Here is a 17,586-nt window from a genome sequence, read left to right as displayed (position 1 = left end):
CGTCAGCTCGGTATCGGCCGCTCCCCCTCGCCGTCGCCGCCGAGCGCCGCGAGCAGCGCGGCGGTCGAGGGGTCGACGAGCGCGGCATCGGCGACCGACTCGGCGCCCGCCATCGCCAGCGTGCCGCGCACCAGCGCGCGGTAGCCCGCGGCGGCCTCGCGCTCGCGCGCGACGACGTGCCATCGGTAGCCGAGCGCGCCGAGCGGCTCGCGCCAGTCGCCGGTCGCCAGGCAGTCGTACGCGAGCGGCTTGCCAGGAAAGCGCGTGTGCAGCGCGTCGGCGAACGCGCGCGCCGCGCCGAGGTCGGGCACCGGCGTGTCGCACCACAGCACGTCGGCGTACGGCGCGTACGCGAGCCCGCACGCGATGGCGTCGTCGATCGACGCGCCCAACGACGCGCCGGTGCGGGCGACGATGACGGTGGGCGTGTCGAGGACGTCGGCGGCGAGTCGCGCGGCGCTCAGCGCGCGCACGAATCGCCCGGGAGACGACGCGGCCGCACGATCGTCGAGCACCACGCCCGCGGCGCCCGCCTCGATGAGCGACGTCGTCGCGTCGAACGCCTCGAGCGGATCGTCGCCGCGCAGCTCGACGTCGGCGACGATCGGCACGAGCCAGCGGCGCGGCGCGCTCCCCTGCTCCGCCTCGCGACTCCACTCCTCGCGGTCGGCGCGGCGCAGCGCGTCGTTCAGCCGACGCGCGTGCGCCGCACTCGTCGCCAGCAGCGCGTCGACGCCGGCGCCCACGAGCCGCGCGGCGTCCGCCTCCGACGCGACGCCGGTCACTCGGGCGTCGGGCCACTGCGCCAGCAGCTCCCGCAGCCGCTCGGCGCCTAACGCAGCGAGCGTGTAGTGCACGCGCACCGAGCCGCGCAGACGCACCACGTCGGCCGGCGCGTAGTCGCGGCGCGCGGCACCCGCGCCCGCCTCGCGCCACCGCGCGGAGAGCGCCTGCACCTGGTCCGCGAACCCGACGTGCGCCGCGTCGGTCGCCCGCGACGCGCGCGCCGCGTCGTCAGGCGGCGCGCCGGAGCCACCGCCCGCGACCGCGTCGATCCTTTGCTCCAGCATCGGGTACGCGGGGAGCGTGAGGAACTCCACGAACTCCGAGCCGAGCACCAGCCGGTCGAGCAGCCCGGCCGCATCGCGCAGCCGCGACGGCGCGTCGCCGCGCTCGCGCTCCAGCGTGTCGAGCACCTCGTCGCGCACGGCGGCGTACCGCTCCGGCGTGAGCGCGGTCCCGTCGGTGGTCGTGACGCGATGACGGATCCACTGCCAGAGTTGGGCGCGCGAGATCTCCGCCGTCGCCGCGTCCTCCATGAGGTTGTGGATCGCGACGGCGCCGGACCCGCGCAGCCACGCGTCCAGATAGAGGAGCGCCACGTCGACGTTCGCGCGCACGCCAGCGTCCGTGACGCGGCCGTCGGGGACCTCCAGCCGCAGCAGCCCGAACGCGTCGTTGCGCACGTCCTCGCGCAGCACGTCCTTCTGGTTCGGCCGCGCGCCGAGCCGGTCGCGGAACACCTCCATCGCGACGGGCACGAGATCCGGATGCGCCACCCACGTGCCGTCGAACCCCGCCGCGGCCTCGCGCAGCTTGTCCTCGCGCACCTTCGCGACGGCGGCCTCGGTGACGGCGGGGTCACGCCGGTTCGGCACGAACGCCGCCATGCCGCCGATCGCGTGCGCGCCGCGCTTGTGACACGCGCGCACGAGCTGCTCGGTGTACGCGCGCATGAACGGCACCGCCATCGTCACCTGCGCGCGGTCGGGGAGCAGCATGTCGGCGCGCGCGCTGAACTTCTTGATGATGCTGAAGATGTAGTCCCACCGCCCCGCGTTGAGCCCCGCCGCGTGGTCGCGCAGCTCGTACAGGATCTCCTCCATCTCGAACGCGGCGAGGATCGTCTCGATGAGCACCGTCGCGCGCGCGCTCCCGCGCGGGATGCCTAACGACGCCTCGGCGAACGTGAACACGTCGTTCCACAGGCGCGCCTCGAGATGGCTCTCGAGCTTCGGCAGGTAGAAGTACGGGCCCGCGCCGCGCTCGAGCTGCGCCGTGGCGTTGTGGAACACCACCATCCCGAAGTCGAACAGACTGGCCGACACCGGCGCGTCGTCGAGCAGCACGTGCGCCTCGTCGAGATGCCAGCCGCGCGGGCGGATGAGGAGCGTCGCCCGCTCCGCGTTCAGCCGGTACGCGCGCCCGTCGGGGCCCGTGAACGCGAGCGTGCCGCGCACCGCGTCCTGCACGTTCGCCTGGCCCTCGACGACGTTCTCCCACGTCGGCGAGAGCGCGTCCTCGAAGTCGGCCATGAACGCGTCCGCCCCCGAGTTCAGCGCGTTGATCATCATCTTGCGGTCGACCGGACCGGTGATCTCCACGCGCCGGCGCTCGAGCGCGGGCGGACACGGCGCGACGCGCCAGTCGCCCTCGCGCACGCCGCGCGTCTCCACGAGGAAGCCCGGGATCACGCCGGCGTCGATGTCGCGCTGGCGGTCGTGGCGCCGCTGCAACAGCTCGCGCCGGCGGGCGCCGAACCGACGCTCGAGCTCGGCCACGAACGCGAGCGCGTCGCGCGTCAGCACACGCTCGGCCGCGCTCGCGGCGGCACCCAGCGGCCTGGTGAGCACGGTGACGCCGGCAGGCGGATCGAGCGGCATGAGGACCCCTGGGCCGGGTGGGCGATGCGGGAGCGGCGAACGCGTGCGGCGAACGTGTCCGCCACCGCAGCCCGGGCGCAAGATGAGGGCTCGTCAGGATCCCGGGCGTCGAGGGTCCGATTTTCGCCTGACGGCGCCCCATGGACGCCCCGGTATCTTTCGACCCATGCAGCTGAGCTACCGATCCCGCTACGAGCACGCGCTCCGGTTCGCCGAGTTCCTGGAGCGGGCCCAGAAGCACGCGCAGCTCTGGCGCGACACGTACCGGCTGGCGCGGGTGCCGGACGAGATCGTCGCGCGGGCCGCCGCGGTCGCCGGCCAGTGGCACCTGCTCGTGATGGTCGAGGACTGGTGCGGTGACGCGGTGAACACCGTGCCCCACCTCGCCCGACTGGCCGAGCGCGCCCCGAACCTCGACCTGCGCGTCGTCGGCCGGGAGGACAACCCGGACCTCATGGACGCGCACCTCACGAACGGGTCGCGCTCAATCCCGGTCGTCATCGCGCTCGATTCGGCGTTCGTCGAGCACGGCTGGTGGGGGCCCCGGCCGAGCGAGCTCCAGCTCTGGGCGACCACGGTCGGCAAGACCATGGAGAAGGACGAGCGCTACCGGTACGTCCGCACCTGGTACGCCCGCGACCGCGGCCGTACCACGCTGGACGAGGTCGTCACGCTGCTCGCGCGCGCCGCCGAGCGCGACGTCGCCGCCTGAGGCCGTCACGGCGCGCTGGCCGCACGTTCAGTCCGGCGGCTGCGCGCACGAGGGATCGTGACGAGAAGCGGCGTGTAAACAGTTATCCTTGAAGTTCCCCGGATAACCACGTCGCACGGCGCGATACGCGGAGATCGGTCCTCGCGTATGGTCGTGTTACAGGGCGTTCCAGCCCGTCGTCTGCCCCTCGCGGCAGCGTCGCGCCGGCGTCCCGTCTCGTCGCCACTTCCGCACGCCACCGGCCGCGCCCCGCGGACCGATCCCGCCTTTCCGCATGCCCCTCTTCCGTAAACCTGCCGTCCTGCGCTCCGGCCAGCAGTCGCCGTCGAAGGAGCGCCGGAACCTGCGCACGCGCGCGAACCTCGGGCTCCTGTCGCGCAGCGGTGGCCCCGTGCGCTACTGGACGTTCGGCATCGTGATCGCGATCGCGATCGCCGCCGTCGTCGGCTGGCGGGTGCTGCATCCCGCCGCCGATGCGCCGCCGGTCATCGCGTACTCGGAGCTGTCGCGCGCGATCGCCGCCGGGCAGGTGCGCGACGTCCTGCTCGACGAGGGCGACAACCGCGTGCTGGCCGAGCTGACCGCGAAGCAGCTGGTCTACGGCCGCGTCACCAACGTCGTGACGGCCACCATCCCGCCGCGCGGTGTGTCGGTGGAGACGCTCGACCGGTGGTCGCAGTCCGGCGCCCGCGTGCGCGTCGCGGAGCAGGACCGCCTGCACTCGCCGGAGCAGATCATCCAGCTTCTCAGCTTCGCCGCGCTGCTCGGCATGATCGGCTTCCTGGTCGTGCGATCGCGCGGTGGTGCGACACGGACGCGCTTCGCCGCGACGCCCCCGTCGCGCCGGCTCACGCTCGCCGACGTCGGCGGCGCGCGCGAGGCGCAGGCCGACCTGCGCGACGTGATCGCCTACCTGAAGGACCCGGAGCGCTTCCGCAACATGGGCGCGAAGTGCCCCAAGGGCATCCTGCTCGTCGGCCCGCCGGGCACGGGCAAGACGCTGCTCGCGCGTGCCGTCGCCGGCGAGGCGGGCGTGCCGGTGATCCAGGCCGCCGGCTCCGACTTCAACGAGATGTACGTCGGTGTCGGCTCCAAGCGCGTGCGCCAGCTCGCGAAGCAGGCGCGCGACGCGGCGCCGTGCATCGTGTTCATCGACGAGTTCGACTCGTTGGGCGGCCGCCGCGGCCGGCCGAACCGCTCGGGCGAGGAAGAGGTCACGCTGAACCAGCTCCTCGTGGAGATGGACGGCATGGCCGGCAGCGAGGGCGTCGTGTGGATGGCGGCGACGAACCGCGAGGACATGCTCGACCCCGCGGTGCGGCGGCCGGGACGCTTCGACCGCGTGGTCGAGGTGTCGCTGCCGACGACGAACGATCGTCTCGAGATCCTGAAGATCCACGCGAAGACGTCGAAGCTCGCCGCCGACGTCGACCTCGAGCGCCTCGCCGCGCTCACCGTCGGCCACTCGGGCGCCGAGCTGGCGAACCTGCTGAACGAGGCGGCGATCATCGCCGTGCACGCCGACTCGTCCGAGATCACGAACGCGCACATCGAGCAGGCGCGCGACAAGATCCTGCTCGGCCGCGTGCGCTCCGGCGTCACGGTGAGCGAGGACGAGCGTCGGCTCGTGGCGCTGCACGAGGCGGGACACGCGATCGTCGGCCTCGTGGCGTGCCCCGAGGACAAGCTGCACAAAGTCACGATCGAGGCGCGCGGGCGCACGCTGGGCGCCGCGCACTTCGCTCCCGACGTCGACCGTCACCTGCACACGCGCCGCTACCTACTCGGCCTCATCGCGAAGGCGCTCGGCGGCCGCGCGGCGGAGCTCGAGTTCTTCGGCCCCGAGGCGATCACGTCGGGCGCGGGCGGGGACCTGGTGCAGGCGACGAACGTCGCGCGCCGCATGGTGGCCGACTTCGGCATGAGCGAGCAGGTGGGGCTCGTGAGCGCGGATGCCTCGGCGCAGGGCGGCCAGCCGAGCTCGCAGCTCATGAGCCAGATCGACACCGCGGTCCGCGCGCTGATCCGCGAGCAGGCCGACCGCGCCGAGGCGCTGGTGCGGGAGCACCGCGCGGCGGTCGAGGCGGTGGCGCAGGCGCTGCTCGAGAAGGACGTGCTCTCGGCGGACGAGGTGATCACGATCGCCCGTGCGCAGGGCGTGCACTGCGCGCAGCAGCTGTCCGCCGCCTAACGGCGAGGGCAGGAGGGCGGGAGGGCAAGAGGGCACGAGAGATTCCGATTCTCTCGTGCCCTCGCGCGTTTCGCGCGCGCCCTCTTGCCCTCCTGCCCTGTCACTTCCAGAACGGGATCTCGATGGGCCGCAGCGGCGTCGCGTTCCGGCTGTCCGGCGCGCGCGGCGCGGGCATGACGGCCAGCGTGTGCGGGCCCGAGGCGAGCGTCGCGGTCGGGAGGTACGCGATCATCCCGCGGCGGCCGGTCGCGGGCTGGGTGTAGAAGCGCAGCGCCACGTCCTGCGGCGCGCCGTCGAGCGTCACGGTGTGCATGCGCGAGAGGCACGCGAGCACCGCGGTCGCGTTGCGCTCCACGACGTCGCGCTGCTTGCCGCTCGGCGCGATCGCGAAGTGCAGGTGTCCCGGGCGGAGCGGCGCGGCCTGCGGGCACGACGCGGCGAGCGCGGGGTCGTGGCGGTCCGTCGAGTACGGGATGAACAGCCGCACGTACGGATCCTGGATCACGTCCGACTGGATCGTGATCGCGCCCGGGTTCGACGCCGCACCGCGCATGGACTCATAGTGGTCGGCGTCGACGCCGCGGATTGCCTCGTCGTCGGGGACGTAGCGCGGCGCGCCGCCGGCGAACGCGCCGAGGCGGACGAACAGCTCGACGATCGCGATGAGCAGCGCGCCGACGAACGTGGCGTAGAACGTCGCCATCAGCAGCCCTTTCCGCACGTTCGTGTACAGCGTGAACATGATCGGGCCGAGCAGCGACGAGCCGTTGACGCGCATCGCGACGCGCGCCGCCCTGCGCAGACGACGCCCGGCGACGCTGTCGGGCGCCCAGCGGCGCCCGTACTTCTTGTCGACGACGCCGATCGCGACGAGCGGCACCGCGAAGCCGAACGCGAGCAGCTCGAACACGAGCAGTCCGTGCCGGCCGCCGAACACGAGCTGGTTGATCGCCCACGCGACACCGCCGAACAGCGCCGACCCGACGAGCGAGAAGAGGCACGTCACGACGACGAGGAACGCGAACGAAAAGATGACGCTCGCGAAGTTGTCGACGCGTGCGATGATCGACGGGATCGACGAGTGCCGCCTGCGGTACTCCTCGATCGTCGCCGGGCCGGCCCGCGACTGCATGCGCTCCCAGTCGACGCCGCGCGGGAACACCGAGTGCAGTCCGACGAGTCCGACCCAGTATGCGCGCAGCGTGAGGTTGAGCAGGAACGCCGCGATGAGCGTGTAGACGATGACCTTCGTGTACAGGTAGCCGAGCAGCACCGCCATCAGCCAGCCGCCCGTGGCCTTCGGCATCAGCTGCTCGCGCAGTGCGTCGATGGATCCGGGAAGCTGGAACAGCGCGAACGTCACGGCGCCGGCGATGAGCAGCTCCAGCTCCCACGCCGCGCTCACCTCGGTCGGGATGCGCTGCTCGACGATGGGCGCGGCGGGCGGCGCCGCCGCGGGCGCGCCTAACGGCTCCCCCACCCGCTCCGGTGCCGCGATCGTCGACATCAGCGCGTGCCGGCTGCCGCGGCCGCGGTGGTCGTCGGCTGCTTGTCCTGCAGCCAGTACCCGAACCATTGCCGCAGCCGACCGAGCCGGTCGACGAGCAGCCACGGCTCACCGCTGCGCGACAGCTCGTGCGTCGAGCGCGGGTAGCGCACGAGCTCCGCCGGCACGCCCATCTTGCGCAGCGCGATGAACCACAGCTCCGCGTTCCCCATCGGCGTGCGGAAGTCGTCCTCGCTCTGCACGATGAGCGTCGGCGTGCGCACCTTCGTCACGTGTCGGATCGGCGACAGCGTGTCGTACATCGCGAAGTTGTCCCACGGCTTGCCGGCGAACTCGAACTCCGTGAGCCCCTGCGCGTCGGACGCGCCGTACCAGTACGTCCACTCGCTGATCATGCGGTCGGCCTCGGCCGCCTTGAAGCGGTTCGTCTTCGTCGTGATCCACGCGGTCATGAAGCCGCCGTACGAGCCGCCGGTGACGCCCATGCGCGTGGAATCGACGTCGGCGCGCCGCGCCGCGATGTCGACCGCCTTCATGAGGTCCTCGTAGTCCTTCCCGCCCCAGTCGAAGCGCGACGCGTACGTGAAGTCCGCGCCGTAGCCGCTCGACCCGCGGGGGTTCGTGTACAGCACCCACATCCCCTCGGCGGCGAGGTTCTGGAACTCGTCGAACCACCCCTCGTTGTACTGCGAGTGCGGGCCGCCGTGGATGTAGAGCGCGAGCGGGTACTTCTTCCCCGGCTCGTAGCCGTACGGCTTCATGAGCCACCCCTCGATCTCGACTCCGCCCACGCTCTGGTACGTGAACCGCTCGGCGTCGCTCCACGCCACCTCGGCGTTCAGCGCGTCGTTGAAGCTCGTCACCTTGCGCTCGTTGCGGCCGTCGGGCGTCGCGACGTAGAGCTCCGTCGGGTGCGTGACGTCGGTGGATACGTAGGCGACCACGGTGCCCGCGTCGTCGGTCGACGGCGACGCGATGCGGCGACGCCCGCCGAGGACCTCGCGGATCTTCTTCGTCGCCGGCGAGACGAGCAGGAAGGCCGAACGCCCGCCGAGCGACGCCGACATGCCGATGTCGCCGTTAGGCAGCCACGTGATCGACTCCGGCTCGTACTTCCAGTCGCCGAGCAGCTCGGTCGGGGCGGCCGCGGTCGGAGCGGCGGCGTCGACGACGTAGAGGCGCGCCGACTTCGTGCGCGCGGGACGTCCGACGAACGCGATGCGCCGCGAGTCGGGCGACCACGCGAAGTCGCTCTCCGTGCCGTCGTACGCGGCGACGCGCCGCGGCTCGCCGCCCGTCGCGGGGATCACGAACAGGTCGACGTCGTTGCGCGACGCCTCGTCGCGCGCCGCGTCGTACGGCAGCCGGCCCAACGAATCGCGCTCGGCCTCTACGGCGGAGTCGGAGCGCAGCCGCGGGTCGGCGAGGAACGCGATCCAGCGGCCGTCGGGCGACACCGACACGCCGCGATGCGAGTACGCCGTGCTCGTGAGCTGCTTGCGCGCCGCGTCGCCGCTCTGCACCCAGATCTGCGACGCGTTCCAGCGGCGCGCCTCGCGGCGGTTCGGCACGAAGCCGCGGTCGTTCGACTTGTAGCCGAAGTCGACGACGTGGCGGCCGTCGAAGCGCGCGGGGTCGGCCGGCCGGGTGATCGCGCCGTAGGGCGGACGCGCCATGGCCTGCATGCGGCCGAACGGGTCGCGCGCCGTCGTGTCGCGCGCCGGGCCGGTGCTCGTGTCGCCGAAGACGAGCACGCGTCCGTCGCGCGACCAGCTCGTCGCGATCGGTCCCTCGACCGGCTCCGCCTCGCCGCCCGCCGCGTCCATCCGCAGCCGCCACGTGGTCGCCTTCACGCCCGGTCGCGTCGACGCGAAGTACAGGTACCGCCCGTCGGGCGACCAGCGCGGACTCGTGCTCTCGGTGCTCGGCGACGTGTACCGCGCCGGCGCGCCACCGGCGACCGGCGCGACCCAGACCTCGCTGTGTCGCTTGTTCTCCGACTCGCGCACGGTGGTGACGGTGAACGCCACGCGCTTGCCGTCGGGCGAGACCGCCGGCGAGCCGACCGTCGCGACGCGGTACCAGTCGGCGAGCCGGAAGGCGTGGCGGGCGGGGGTCGCCTGCGCGCCGAGCGCGGCAGGAAGTGCGACGAGGCCGAGGAGGGACGCGGTGATGCGCATGGGCCGAAAGATTGGGACGGGGACTGGAACCTCACCATCACTAACGGGTATCCTGCAACGTCCGCTGTCGCGTGGCTTCGGAGGCACGTGGGCGGATGCGCGGGTCGAACCTCCAAAGCTCCGATCCGCGTCGTCCCTTCCTATCCGGAACATGTCGAACCCGCATCAAGGAGGTGATCCTTTGTCTACGTCTTCCCGTACGTCCAAGGTCACCGGTAACTGCCGGTAAGCCAGTCAGTTACCGCCGGTGACCGAGGATCGGAAGCCGGAGCGTGGTGCGGGTCGGGTAGTACCCGAAGTCGACCATGCGAGAAGCCCCTCTCCGATGACGGGTCGGAGGGGGGCTTCTGGCGTCCGGCCTCTCGAGTGGGCGGTCCTGCCCTAGCTGCTACTTCTTCGACCGCACGCCGGCGGTGATGCCGAGCAGCCCGGCGCCGACGAGCAGCGGCTCTGCCGGCTCGGGCACCACGGTGTCCACGTCCGGCGGCTCCTCGAACGTGTATTCCGCCTCAGACAGCTGGGACGTCGCGTCGACGGATCCCTGCGGGAGGCTGGCGCTGAACACGAACGACGCCACGTACGTCTCGGGCGCCTCGTTGCCACCGGGGCTGGCGACGTTGTTGTCGGAGACCAGCCAGATGCAGGAGAGCACCGGGCAGGCGGGCGCGGCGACCGGTATGCCCACGGGGCGGTTCCCGTTGCTGTAGAACCACAGGTCGTCGCTGCGCACGGTCTGGGCGACGTCGTCGAACAGCTCGGCGAACCCCGACTGGACCGCGAACGGAACGATGGGACCGGCCGGTCGCCCCGCCGCGTTGCGGCGCTGCCCCATGATCGGAAAGAGCTGGCCGATGCCATCGAGCGCGGGGTTCTCCGAGACCCGCATGACGAAGCGCTGGCCGCGGAAGGCACCGATCGGCGTCCCCGGCGGAGGCTGCGCGGCCGCGGTCGCGGCGCCGAGGTACACGGCGGCGAGCGAGGCTCGCCGAAGCCAGGTGGGAAGGTGCGTTTGCATGGCTACCTCCGGGTGAGGGAGAGGCCGGCAGCATTTGCAACGCAGCAGCTTCACTATCGGGCTCCCGGACTGGAGCGTCAAACAAATTCCGCCCGTCGAGTCGAGCTCGACGCGCTGGCGCCGTCCATGCACTCCGCGTAGCCTACGCCGTCCCCGCCGGCCGCTCGAGGCCGGTACACCAGTCCGGCAGTCCATCCGTCAGCCGCGACCTTTGAAGCATCCGACGTCCTCGATGGCCGCTCTCGCGGTCGCGGCGCTTCCGCTGTGCGGGACGCGTCTCGCGGCGCAGCGGTGCGAGCGCATCGAGAGCCGCACGAACCTCGCGGCGGTCGCCGGCGAGCGGGTGCTGAGCGTCGACGTCTCCACCGAGAACCCGGCGGAGCACGGCATCGTGGGCGCGGTGACCGGCCTGGTGCACGTGCGCACGCGCGCCGGCGCCGTCCGGCAGCGGCTGCTCATCGCGCCGGGCGACGTGGCGGACACGGCGCGCGTGGCGGAGTCGCTGCGTCGTCTGCGCCGCCTGCGCTTCCTCGACGACGCGTCGATCGTGGCCGAGCGGTGCGAGGGGACCGATGGCGTCGCGCTCACCGTGGCGACGCGCGACGCGTGGAGCATCTCCCCCGAGCTGCGCGCCGCCGCGCCACCGCCGCCGGGGGCGGAGGAGCTGGAGCCGTCGCGCGGCCTGCGGCTGCCTAACGGTCTGCTCGGCGTCGAGGAACGCAACTTCCTCGGCAGCGGGCGCGAGGTGCGCGCGGGGATCGAGACCCGGAGCGGTCGCGTCGGCGGCAGCGTCTCGCTCGTTGACCCATTCGTACTCGGTTCGCCCATAGTCGGCCGCGTGCGGCTGTCGCGGCTGCCTAACGAGCGGCTGTCGAGCCTCACGCTGCGCAGCGACGAGCGCGACGTCGCCCGTCCGTGGCGCGGCTCGTTCACGGCGACGAGCGCGTCGCGGTGGCCGATGTTCGGCGCGGCTGGCCACTTCTCGCGCGGCGGCGTGCAGGGGCTCGTCGGGCGACGCGTGACGGACGACGCGGCGGGCGCCGCGCTCTACGTGAGCGCGGGCGCGGAGCTCGCGAGCGCGCGCATGACGCGCTTCGACGGGATGCGCACGCCGGGGCCCGAGACGGTCGCGCGCCGCTTCGTCGGCGCCGACGTCGGCGTGGATCGCGTGGCGACGCGCTACGCGCCGACGACATGGCTGCTGCCGCACGACGCGGTGTTCGACGTGCCGATGGGCTTCGAGTACTCCGCGGTGGTCGGCGTGGGCGAGAAGCTGCTGCTGCGGGCACCGGCGGCGCATCTGGACGCGTGGGTGGGGCGCATCTGGCATCCGGGCGACCGCGCGCTCCTCGCCACCGACGTGTGGAGCTCGGGCTTCCTCTACAGCCGGCAGGTCGAGGCGGGCGTGCTGCGCACCGCGGCCACGCTGCTCGCGGCGGCGCCGCACGGCAACTGGATGGTGCGCGTGGCGGGCGAGCGGCTGCTGCGCACCGATCCCGACGTGCGGCCGCTCGTGGGGCTCGACCCCACGGCCCCGATGCTCAGCACCGGCGACCGGCTCGCCGGACGCGCCGTCGCGGCGACGCTGGAGCGCTCGTTCCGCTTCGACGCGCCGGTCGGGGGGCGCACGGCATTCGACGTCGCGGCGTTCGCGTCGGGATCGCTGCGCAACCAGCCGTGCGGGACGGAGACGCAGAGCATCAGCGCGGCGGTCGTCGGCATCGGCGTGCACACGGCGCCGATCGCCGCGACGCGCGCGACGATGCGCCTCGACTGGATGGTCCCCGTCGCCGCGAGCCCCGGCCTGCGCCGCCGCCCGTACGCGCGGATCACCGTCGCCCCGGGCTTCGTGGCCGACCGCGTGCGCGACGCGCTGCGCGGGCGCTGAGCCGTCAGGCCGTTAGGCGCCGGCCCGACGTGTCGATCGTTCGTCGCGCGCTCGCGCCGGTCGCGGCGCTCGCGTTAGGCGGCGCGCTTCCCTGCCGGGCCGCCGCGCAGTCCCCACTCCCGCTCGTCCCCGCGCCGCGCGAGGCTACGGCGGGTGCGCCGTTCGCCGCGCCCGGCGGGGTCGCCGTGGACGCGCCCGCCGATGCGGGCGACCGCGGCACGGCGACGGATCTGAGCGACGTGCTGCGCGAGCGCGGTCAGCTCGCCGCGGCGCGTGGGGGAGCCGTGGCGCGGGTGCGGCTGCTGCGGCGCGAGTCGGCGGCCGGGCGCGCCGCGCTCGCGCGTGCCGGACTCGCGTTCGACGCCGCGATGACGCCCGAGGGCTACGTGCTCGTCGCCGACGGCGGGCGCGTCGACGTGGTGGGCGCGACGTCGGCCGGCGTGTTGTACGGCGCCCAGACGGTGAAGCAGCTCGTGGAGGGGCGCGGCACCGCGACGCGCGTGCTCGGCGCGCGCGTGCGCGACTGGCCGGCGATGCGCTGGCGCGGCTTCCACGACGACATCTCGCGCGGCCCGGTGCCGACGCTCGAGTTCCAGAAGAAGCAGATCCGCACGTTCGCCGCGTACAAGATGAACGTGTACTCGCCGTACTTCGAGCACACGCTGGCGTACGCGTCGGACCCGCTGTTCGCGGCGCCCGGCGGTGCCGTCACGCGCGCGCAGGCGCGCGAGCTCGTGGAGTACGCGCGCCGCTACCACGTGGAGATCGTGCCCGAGCAGGAGGCGTTCGGGCACCTGCACCACGTGCTGACGTGGGAGAAGTACACGCCGATCGGCGAGACGGAGCGCGGCAGCGTGCTCGCGCCGGAGGATCCACGGACGATCCCGCTCGTCACGCGGCTGTTCACCGAGCTGGACTCGCTGTTCCCCGGCCGCTTCCTGCACATCGGCGCCGACGAGACGTTCGACCTCGGACGCGGGCGCACGGCCGACGAGGTGCGCGCGCAGGGCTACGGCGCCGTGTACGCGAGCTTCGTCGCCCGGATCGCGAGCGCGTTGAAGCCGCTGAACCGTCGGCTCGTCGTCTGGGGCGACATCGCGAGCGACCATCCGGAGCTCGTGCCCATGCTGCCGAAGGACATGATCGCGGTGCCGTGGAACTACGATCTCCCGCTCGCGTCGTACGACAAGCTGTTGCAGCCGTTCCGCGCGGCGGGGCTCGAGACGTGGGTGGCGCCCGGCGTGTCGAGCTGGAACCGCGTCTACCCGAACAACGACGTCGCGCTCCAGAACATCCGCGCGTTCGTGCGCGAGGGGCAGAAGGCCGGTGCCACGGGCGTGTTGAACACGTCGTGGGACGACTTCGGCGAGGGGCTGTTCAACCAGCAGTGGCTCGGCGTGATCTTCGGCGCCGCCGCGTCGTGGCAGGCGGGCGACAGCGATCCTGCGCCGGCGCTCGCCGCCTACGCGCGCGACTTCCACGGCGACACCACGGGCCACGTCGCGGAAGCGGAGCGACGGCTCATCGCCGCGCACGCGCTGCTGCGCACCGCGGGACTCGGCGACGCGAGCGACCGACTGTTCTGGGTCGACCCGCTGTCGCCCGAGGGGCAGCTCGTCGCCGCGCGGCTGCTGCCGGTCGCGCGCGATCTGCGGCTCGCCGCCGAGGACGCGATCGAGCACGTGATCGCGGCGCGCCGGGCCGGCGCCACGCGCGAGCCCGACGCGCTCGACGCGATCGAGCTCGGCGCGCGTCGCGTCGACGCGATCGGCCTGAAGTTCCAGCTCGCCGACGACGTGCAGCGCATCTACGCGCGCGTCTACGCGATGAACCGCGACACCGCGCGGGCCCGCGACCTCCGCTGGTACGACCTGGCCGACGTGACGGGCATCAACGGCCGGCTGCAGGATCTCCGCGACCTGTTCTCGCAGACGCGCGACCTGTACGAGGCGGCGTGGCTGCGCGAGAATCGCCCGTACTGGCTCCGCAACGTGCTCGCGCGCTACGACGAGGCGACGCAGCTCTGGGTGCGCCGCATCGACCGCCTGAACGACGTGCGCTCGCGCTGGGCACGGGACCACACCATGCCGCCCGGCGACTCGCTCGGCATCCCGGCGCCCGTCACGCGCGTGCCGCCGAAGGCACCGTAGCGCTCACTTCGCCCACAGCCCCGCCTCCCCTTCGAGCAGCACGCGCACGACGAACGCGTCGTTCGTGAGGTAGAGGCCCGTTAGGCGCAGGCTCGTGACGCCGCCGCCGACGACGACGTCGGGCGCGAGCGGGCGGTTCATCTGCGCCGTGAGCTGCGCGCGCGCCGAGTCGAGCTGCGGGCCGAGCGCGAGGCGGCCCCCGTTCGTCGCCTGCTCGATCGCGTGCCGGATGAGCGGCGCGCCGAGCGTCGCCTTCACGCGCGACAGGAAGTCGCGGCTCTCCACGCTGTAGTGCAGGTCGTCGACGACGAGCGTGCGCGTGCCGACGTCGAACCGCGGCCGGCCGGCGAGCGTGAGCGACGCGTTCATGCGGCCGGCGAGCGCGAGGCGCACGACGGCCGAATCGCCCGCTCCCGCGACGTCCACGCGCGTCACCTTCAGCGGCTCGCGCGCCGTCTCCGCGGCGAGCAGCTCCGTCGCGCGTCGACTCACCGCGGCGAACGGCATCTCCACCTGCACCGGCACGCGGAGGCCCCGCGCGAGGGGCGCGAGCGCGAGTGACGGCAGCGGCCGCACCGTGATGTCCGGCCGCGCCCCCGTCACCACGCGCGGACGCGCGACGAGCGTGAGCCCGGTGCGGATCGTCGTGCCCTGCCCGTCGAGCGCGGCGAGCCCCACGCGCTCGGGGTTCATGAGCAGCCACAGCGAGCCCGTGGAGTCGAGCGGCATCGGCTCCTGCATCGCGCGCCACAGCGAGTCGGCGGGGCGGCGCAGGTCGGCGAGCGTGGGGAGCGCGGAGTCCACCTCCTGCGCCACGCGCGCGAGCTGCGCGTCGGCGATGCGGCGCATGATCGGCGTCGCGTCGATGCCGAGCAGCGTCACGCGGCACGGGTCGGGAAGCGACGACGTGAGCGACGTGTTGCGCGACGCGAGCCGCCAGGCGGTGGTCCAGTACAGCGACGTCGTGAAGCGCAGCTCGGCGCGCGGCATCGGCTCCGGCGGGTAGCCGCAGCTCCCCACGCTGCCGCCGGTGGGCAGCGACACGCGCCCGCGGTAGCGCAGCCGCGCGAGCACGTCGATGCGATCGCCGGCGACGTGCAGCGCCAACGTATCGCGGCGGAACACGTACTGGTGACACACGGCGCCGCCGAGCGATTGACAGCGCGCCTGGTCCAGGCTGTCGGCGCGCGGCAGCGTACGCTCGAGGTGCGTCTGCACGGCGCTCGTCACGATCGTGACCGGCAGCGCGATCACCGCCGGCTCGCTCGGCGGCAGCGTCGTCGGCGTGAGGAACTCGGACTTCGCCGCCCGTCCCTGTCCACCACAGGCGCCGAGCAGGACGGCGACGAGCGTGGCCAGGCATGACGGTGCGACACGTGCGGGAATCTTCGACGGCATCGTGGAGTATGAACGTGCTCGCCGCGCTGACGGAGCGGCGGCGACGGAGGCATGGAGCGGCGCATGCACGAGCGGCACGGCAGCGATCGAAGAATACCCCGCCCGGTTCCACGTGCACGGCGCGACCGTGCGGCGCGTGACGTTTTCGTGCGGGCCGCGACCGCGGCGATGCTCGTCGTCGCCGCGATGGGCGTCGGCGTCGGCGCCGCGCAGTGGAAGCCGGACCGCGCCGCATCGGCCGCCGCGTGCGGGGACCCGCTCCCGGACGAGGAAGTCGCGTCGCTGCAACTGCCGCCGGTCACGCGCGAGATGCGGGCCGCGTGGGTGTCGCCGGTGGAGGGCGGCGAGTGGCCGTCGCGCTCCGACATGTCCCCCGACGCGCAGCGCGCCGAGCTGCTCGCGGTGCTCGACCGCGCGGTCGCGCTCGGCCTGAACGCGGTCGTGCTGCACGTGCGCGTCGCCGCCGACGCCATGTATCCGACGCGGCGCGCGCCGTGGTCGAGCTACCTCACGCGTGCGCGCGGCGAGGCCGCGTCGCCCGGCTACGACCCGCTCGCGTTCGCGGTCGCCGAGGCGCACCGGCGCGGCCTGCAGCTGCACGCGTGGTTCAACCCGTTCCGCGCCGCGCCGCCCGACGGCGACTATCGGCCCGGCGCCACGTTCCTGCGGCGCGAGCATCCGCGGTGGATCGTGCGCTACGGCTCGCAGACGTGGATCGACCCCGGCTACCCGGACGCGCGGCGCAACGTGCTCGACGCGATCCTCGAGGTCGTGGACCGCTACGACATCGATGCGGTGCACCTCGACGACTACTTCTACCCGTATCAGGAGACGGAGACGATCCGCCACCGCGTCGGGCGCGGCAAGCGGCGCCACACCGTCGTCACGCACCGCACGATCGAGTTCCCGGACGCGACGAGCTGGGCGCGCTACGGCCGCGACAAGTACGACACGCGCGGGGCCTTCCGCCGCGCGAACGTGAGCGACTTCATCGCGTCGCTCTACCGCGGGGTGAAGGAGCGCAAGCCATGGGTGCTCGTCGGCATCAGCCCGTTCGGCATCTGGCGCCCGGGCAATCCGCCGGGGCTCTCGGGGCTCGACGCGTACACGGAGATCTTCGCCGACTCGCGCCAGTGGCTGCGTGAGGGATGGCTCGACTACCTCGCGCCGCAGCTCTACTGGCAGCTCGACGGCGAGGAGCGGCGCTTCACGCGGCTCGACGCGTGGTGGCGCGGCGAGAACGTCGCCGGTCGGCACATCTGGCCGGGACTGTTCACCATGCGCGTGGAGTCGCGCGGCTCGCCGTGGCCGGCGGCCGAGATCCCGGCGGAGATCGCATGGCTGCGGCAGGCGCGCGCGGGCACGCCCGAATCGTTAGGCCACTTCCACTTCCGCCTCGCCGCCATGGCGCCCGACGGTCCGCTCGGGCAGCGGCTGCGCGACACCTACGCGGAGCCCGCGCTGCCGCCCGCCAGCCCGTGGCTCGGCGCGGCGGCACCGTCGGCGCCGGTGCTCGCCGGCTGCGCGTCCGACGCCGCCGCGGAGCCGCCGGAGCCCGCCCCCGCGTCCGGCCTGCGCGTGACGAAGGACGCCGCCGCGCCGCGGTCGCGTGGTGAGATGGCGCCGACGCCGCGCACGCTCGTCGCGGGGCCCGCGGTGCGCGTGCACGCGGACACGGGCGCGGCACCGGTGCGGTGGTGGGTGCTGCAGCTCCGCGACGCGGCCGGCCGCTGGTCGACCACGACGCTGCCCGGCGATCTGACGCTGCTGCCGGTGCTGCTGCCTAACGGCGAGCGGGCGCGCGCCGCGGCGGTCGTTCCGGTGAGCCCGACCGGCGTGACGGGTCGGCCCGCGGTCGTGCGCGTCGAGTAGGCGCCGGCCC

At 73.4% G+C, this 17,586-nt stretch carries 9 protein-coding genes and 2 pseudogenes; 5 read left to right on the top strand and 6 right to left on the bottom strand.

Features of this window, described 5'->3' with window-relative positions; translation table 11 throughout:
• Nucleotides 1-2: 2 nt before the first annotated feature.
• Both J421_RS34625 and aceB read right to left on the bottom strand, forming a co-directional pair.
• Nucleotides 3-371 (bottom strand): annotated as a pseudogene (locus J421_RS34625) (hypothetical protein); the annotation flags it as partial.
• A 690-nt stretch (nucleotides 372-1,061) separates the two neighbouring features.
• Nucleotides 1,062-2,663, bottom strand: a pseudogene (gene aceB / locus J421_RS34620) (malate synthase A); the annotation flags it as partial.
• A 166-nt stretch (nucleotides 2,664-2,829) separates the two neighbouring features.
• Here aceB and J421_RS15225 point away from each other — a divergent pair.
• Both J421_RS15225 and J421_RS15220 read left to right on the top strand, forming a co-directional pair.
• Nucleotides 2,830-3,375 carry a thioredoxin family protein gene (locus tag J421_RS15225; RefSeq protein WP_025412040.1) on the top strand — a complete coding sequence of 182 codons (546 nt, stop codon included), beginning with the start codon at nucleotides 2,830-2,832 and terminating at the stop codon, nucleotides 3,373-3,375.
• A gap of 274 nt (nucleotides 3,376-3,649) precedes the next feature.
• Nucleotides 3,650-5,566 (top strand): ATP-dependent metallopeptidase FtsH/Yme1/Tma family protein, encoded by a 1,917-nt coding sequence (locus J421_RS15220; RefSeq protein WP_104022665.1) that lies wholly within the window; start codon nucleotides 3,650-3,652, stop codon nucleotides 5,564-5,566.
• 100 nt (nucleotides 5,567-5,666) lie between these two features.
• Here J421_RS15220 and J421_RS15215 read toward each other — a convergent pair whose 3' ends face one another.
• The 3 genes from J421_RS15215 to J421_RS15205 form a co-directional block, all read right to left on the bottom strand.
• The gene (locus J421_RS15215) at nucleotides 5,667-7,073 is read right to left on the bottom strand and encodes a hypothetical protein (protein WP_104022664.1); all 1,407 of its coding nucleotides are present in this window, start codon (nucleotides 7,071-7,073) and stop codon (nucleotides 5,667-5,669) included.
• On the bottom strand, nucleotides 7,073-9,253 hold the full coding sequence (locus J421_RS15210; protein ID WP_025412039.1) for a S9 family peptidase: 2,181 nt from the start codon (nucleotides 9,251-9,253) through the stop codon (nucleotides 7,073-7,075). Before J421_RS15210 ends, J421_RS15215 begins: the two co-directional genes overlap by 1 nt.
• Before the next feature lie 388 nt (nucleotides 9,254-9,641).
• Nucleotides 9,642-10,268 carry a hypothetical protein gene (locus J421_RS15205; RefSeq protein ID WP_148306338.1) on the bottom strand — a complete coding sequence of 209 codons (627 nt, stop codon included), beginning with the start codon at nucleotides 10,266-10,268 and terminating at the stop codon, nucleotides 9,642-9,644.
• 232 nt (nucleotides 10,269-10,500) lie between these two features.
• Here J421_RS15205 and J421_RS33640 point away from each other — a divergent pair, with 232 nt between their 5' ends.
• The gene (locus J421_RS33640) at nucleotides 10,501-12,156 is read left to right on the top strand and encodes a hypothetical protein (protein WP_025412037.1); all 1,656 of its coding nucleotides are present in this window, start codon (nucleotides 10,501-10,503) and stop codon (nucleotides 12,154-12,156) included.
• Between the two features lie 29 nt (nucleotides 12,157-12,185).
• Nucleotides 12,186-14,306: a family 20 glycosylhydrolase gene (locus J421_RS15200; RefSeq protein WP_025412036.1), complete on the top strand. Its 2,121-nt coding sequence runs from the start codon at nucleotides 12,186-12,188 to the stop codon at nucleotides 14,304-14,306.
• A gap of 3 nt (nucleotides 14,307-14,309) precedes the next feature.
• Here the strand turns inward: J421_RS15200 and J421_RS15195 are convergent, their stop codons facing one another.
• Nucleotides 14,310-15,704, bottom strand: a complete 1,395-nt coding sequence (locus J421_RS15195; protein WP_025412035.1) for a DUF4403 family protein — start codon at nucleotides 15,702-15,704, stop codon at nucleotides 14,310-14,312.
• A 147-nt stretch (nucleotides 15,705-15,851) separates the two neighbouring features.
• Between J421_RS15195 and J421_RS15190 the strand changes: the two genes are divergently transcribed.
• Entirely contained in the window at nucleotides 15,852-17,576 is a 1,725-nt protein-coding gene (locus J421_RS15190) for a glycoside hydrolase family 10-like protein (protein ID WP_025412034.1), read from the top strand.
• The last annotated feature ends 10 nt before the right edge of the window (nucleotides 17,577-17,586 follow it).

The sequence above is a fragment of the Gemmatirosa kalamazoonensis genome (assembly GCF_000522985.1).
Lineage (GTDB): Bacteria > Gemmatimonadota > Gemmatimonadetes > Gemmatimonadales > Gemmatimonadaceae > Gemmatirosa > Gemmatirosa kalamazoonensis.
The sequence above is the reverse complement of the archived record's forward strand: the minus strand, read 5'-3'. Positions and strand labels throughout refer to the sequence as shown.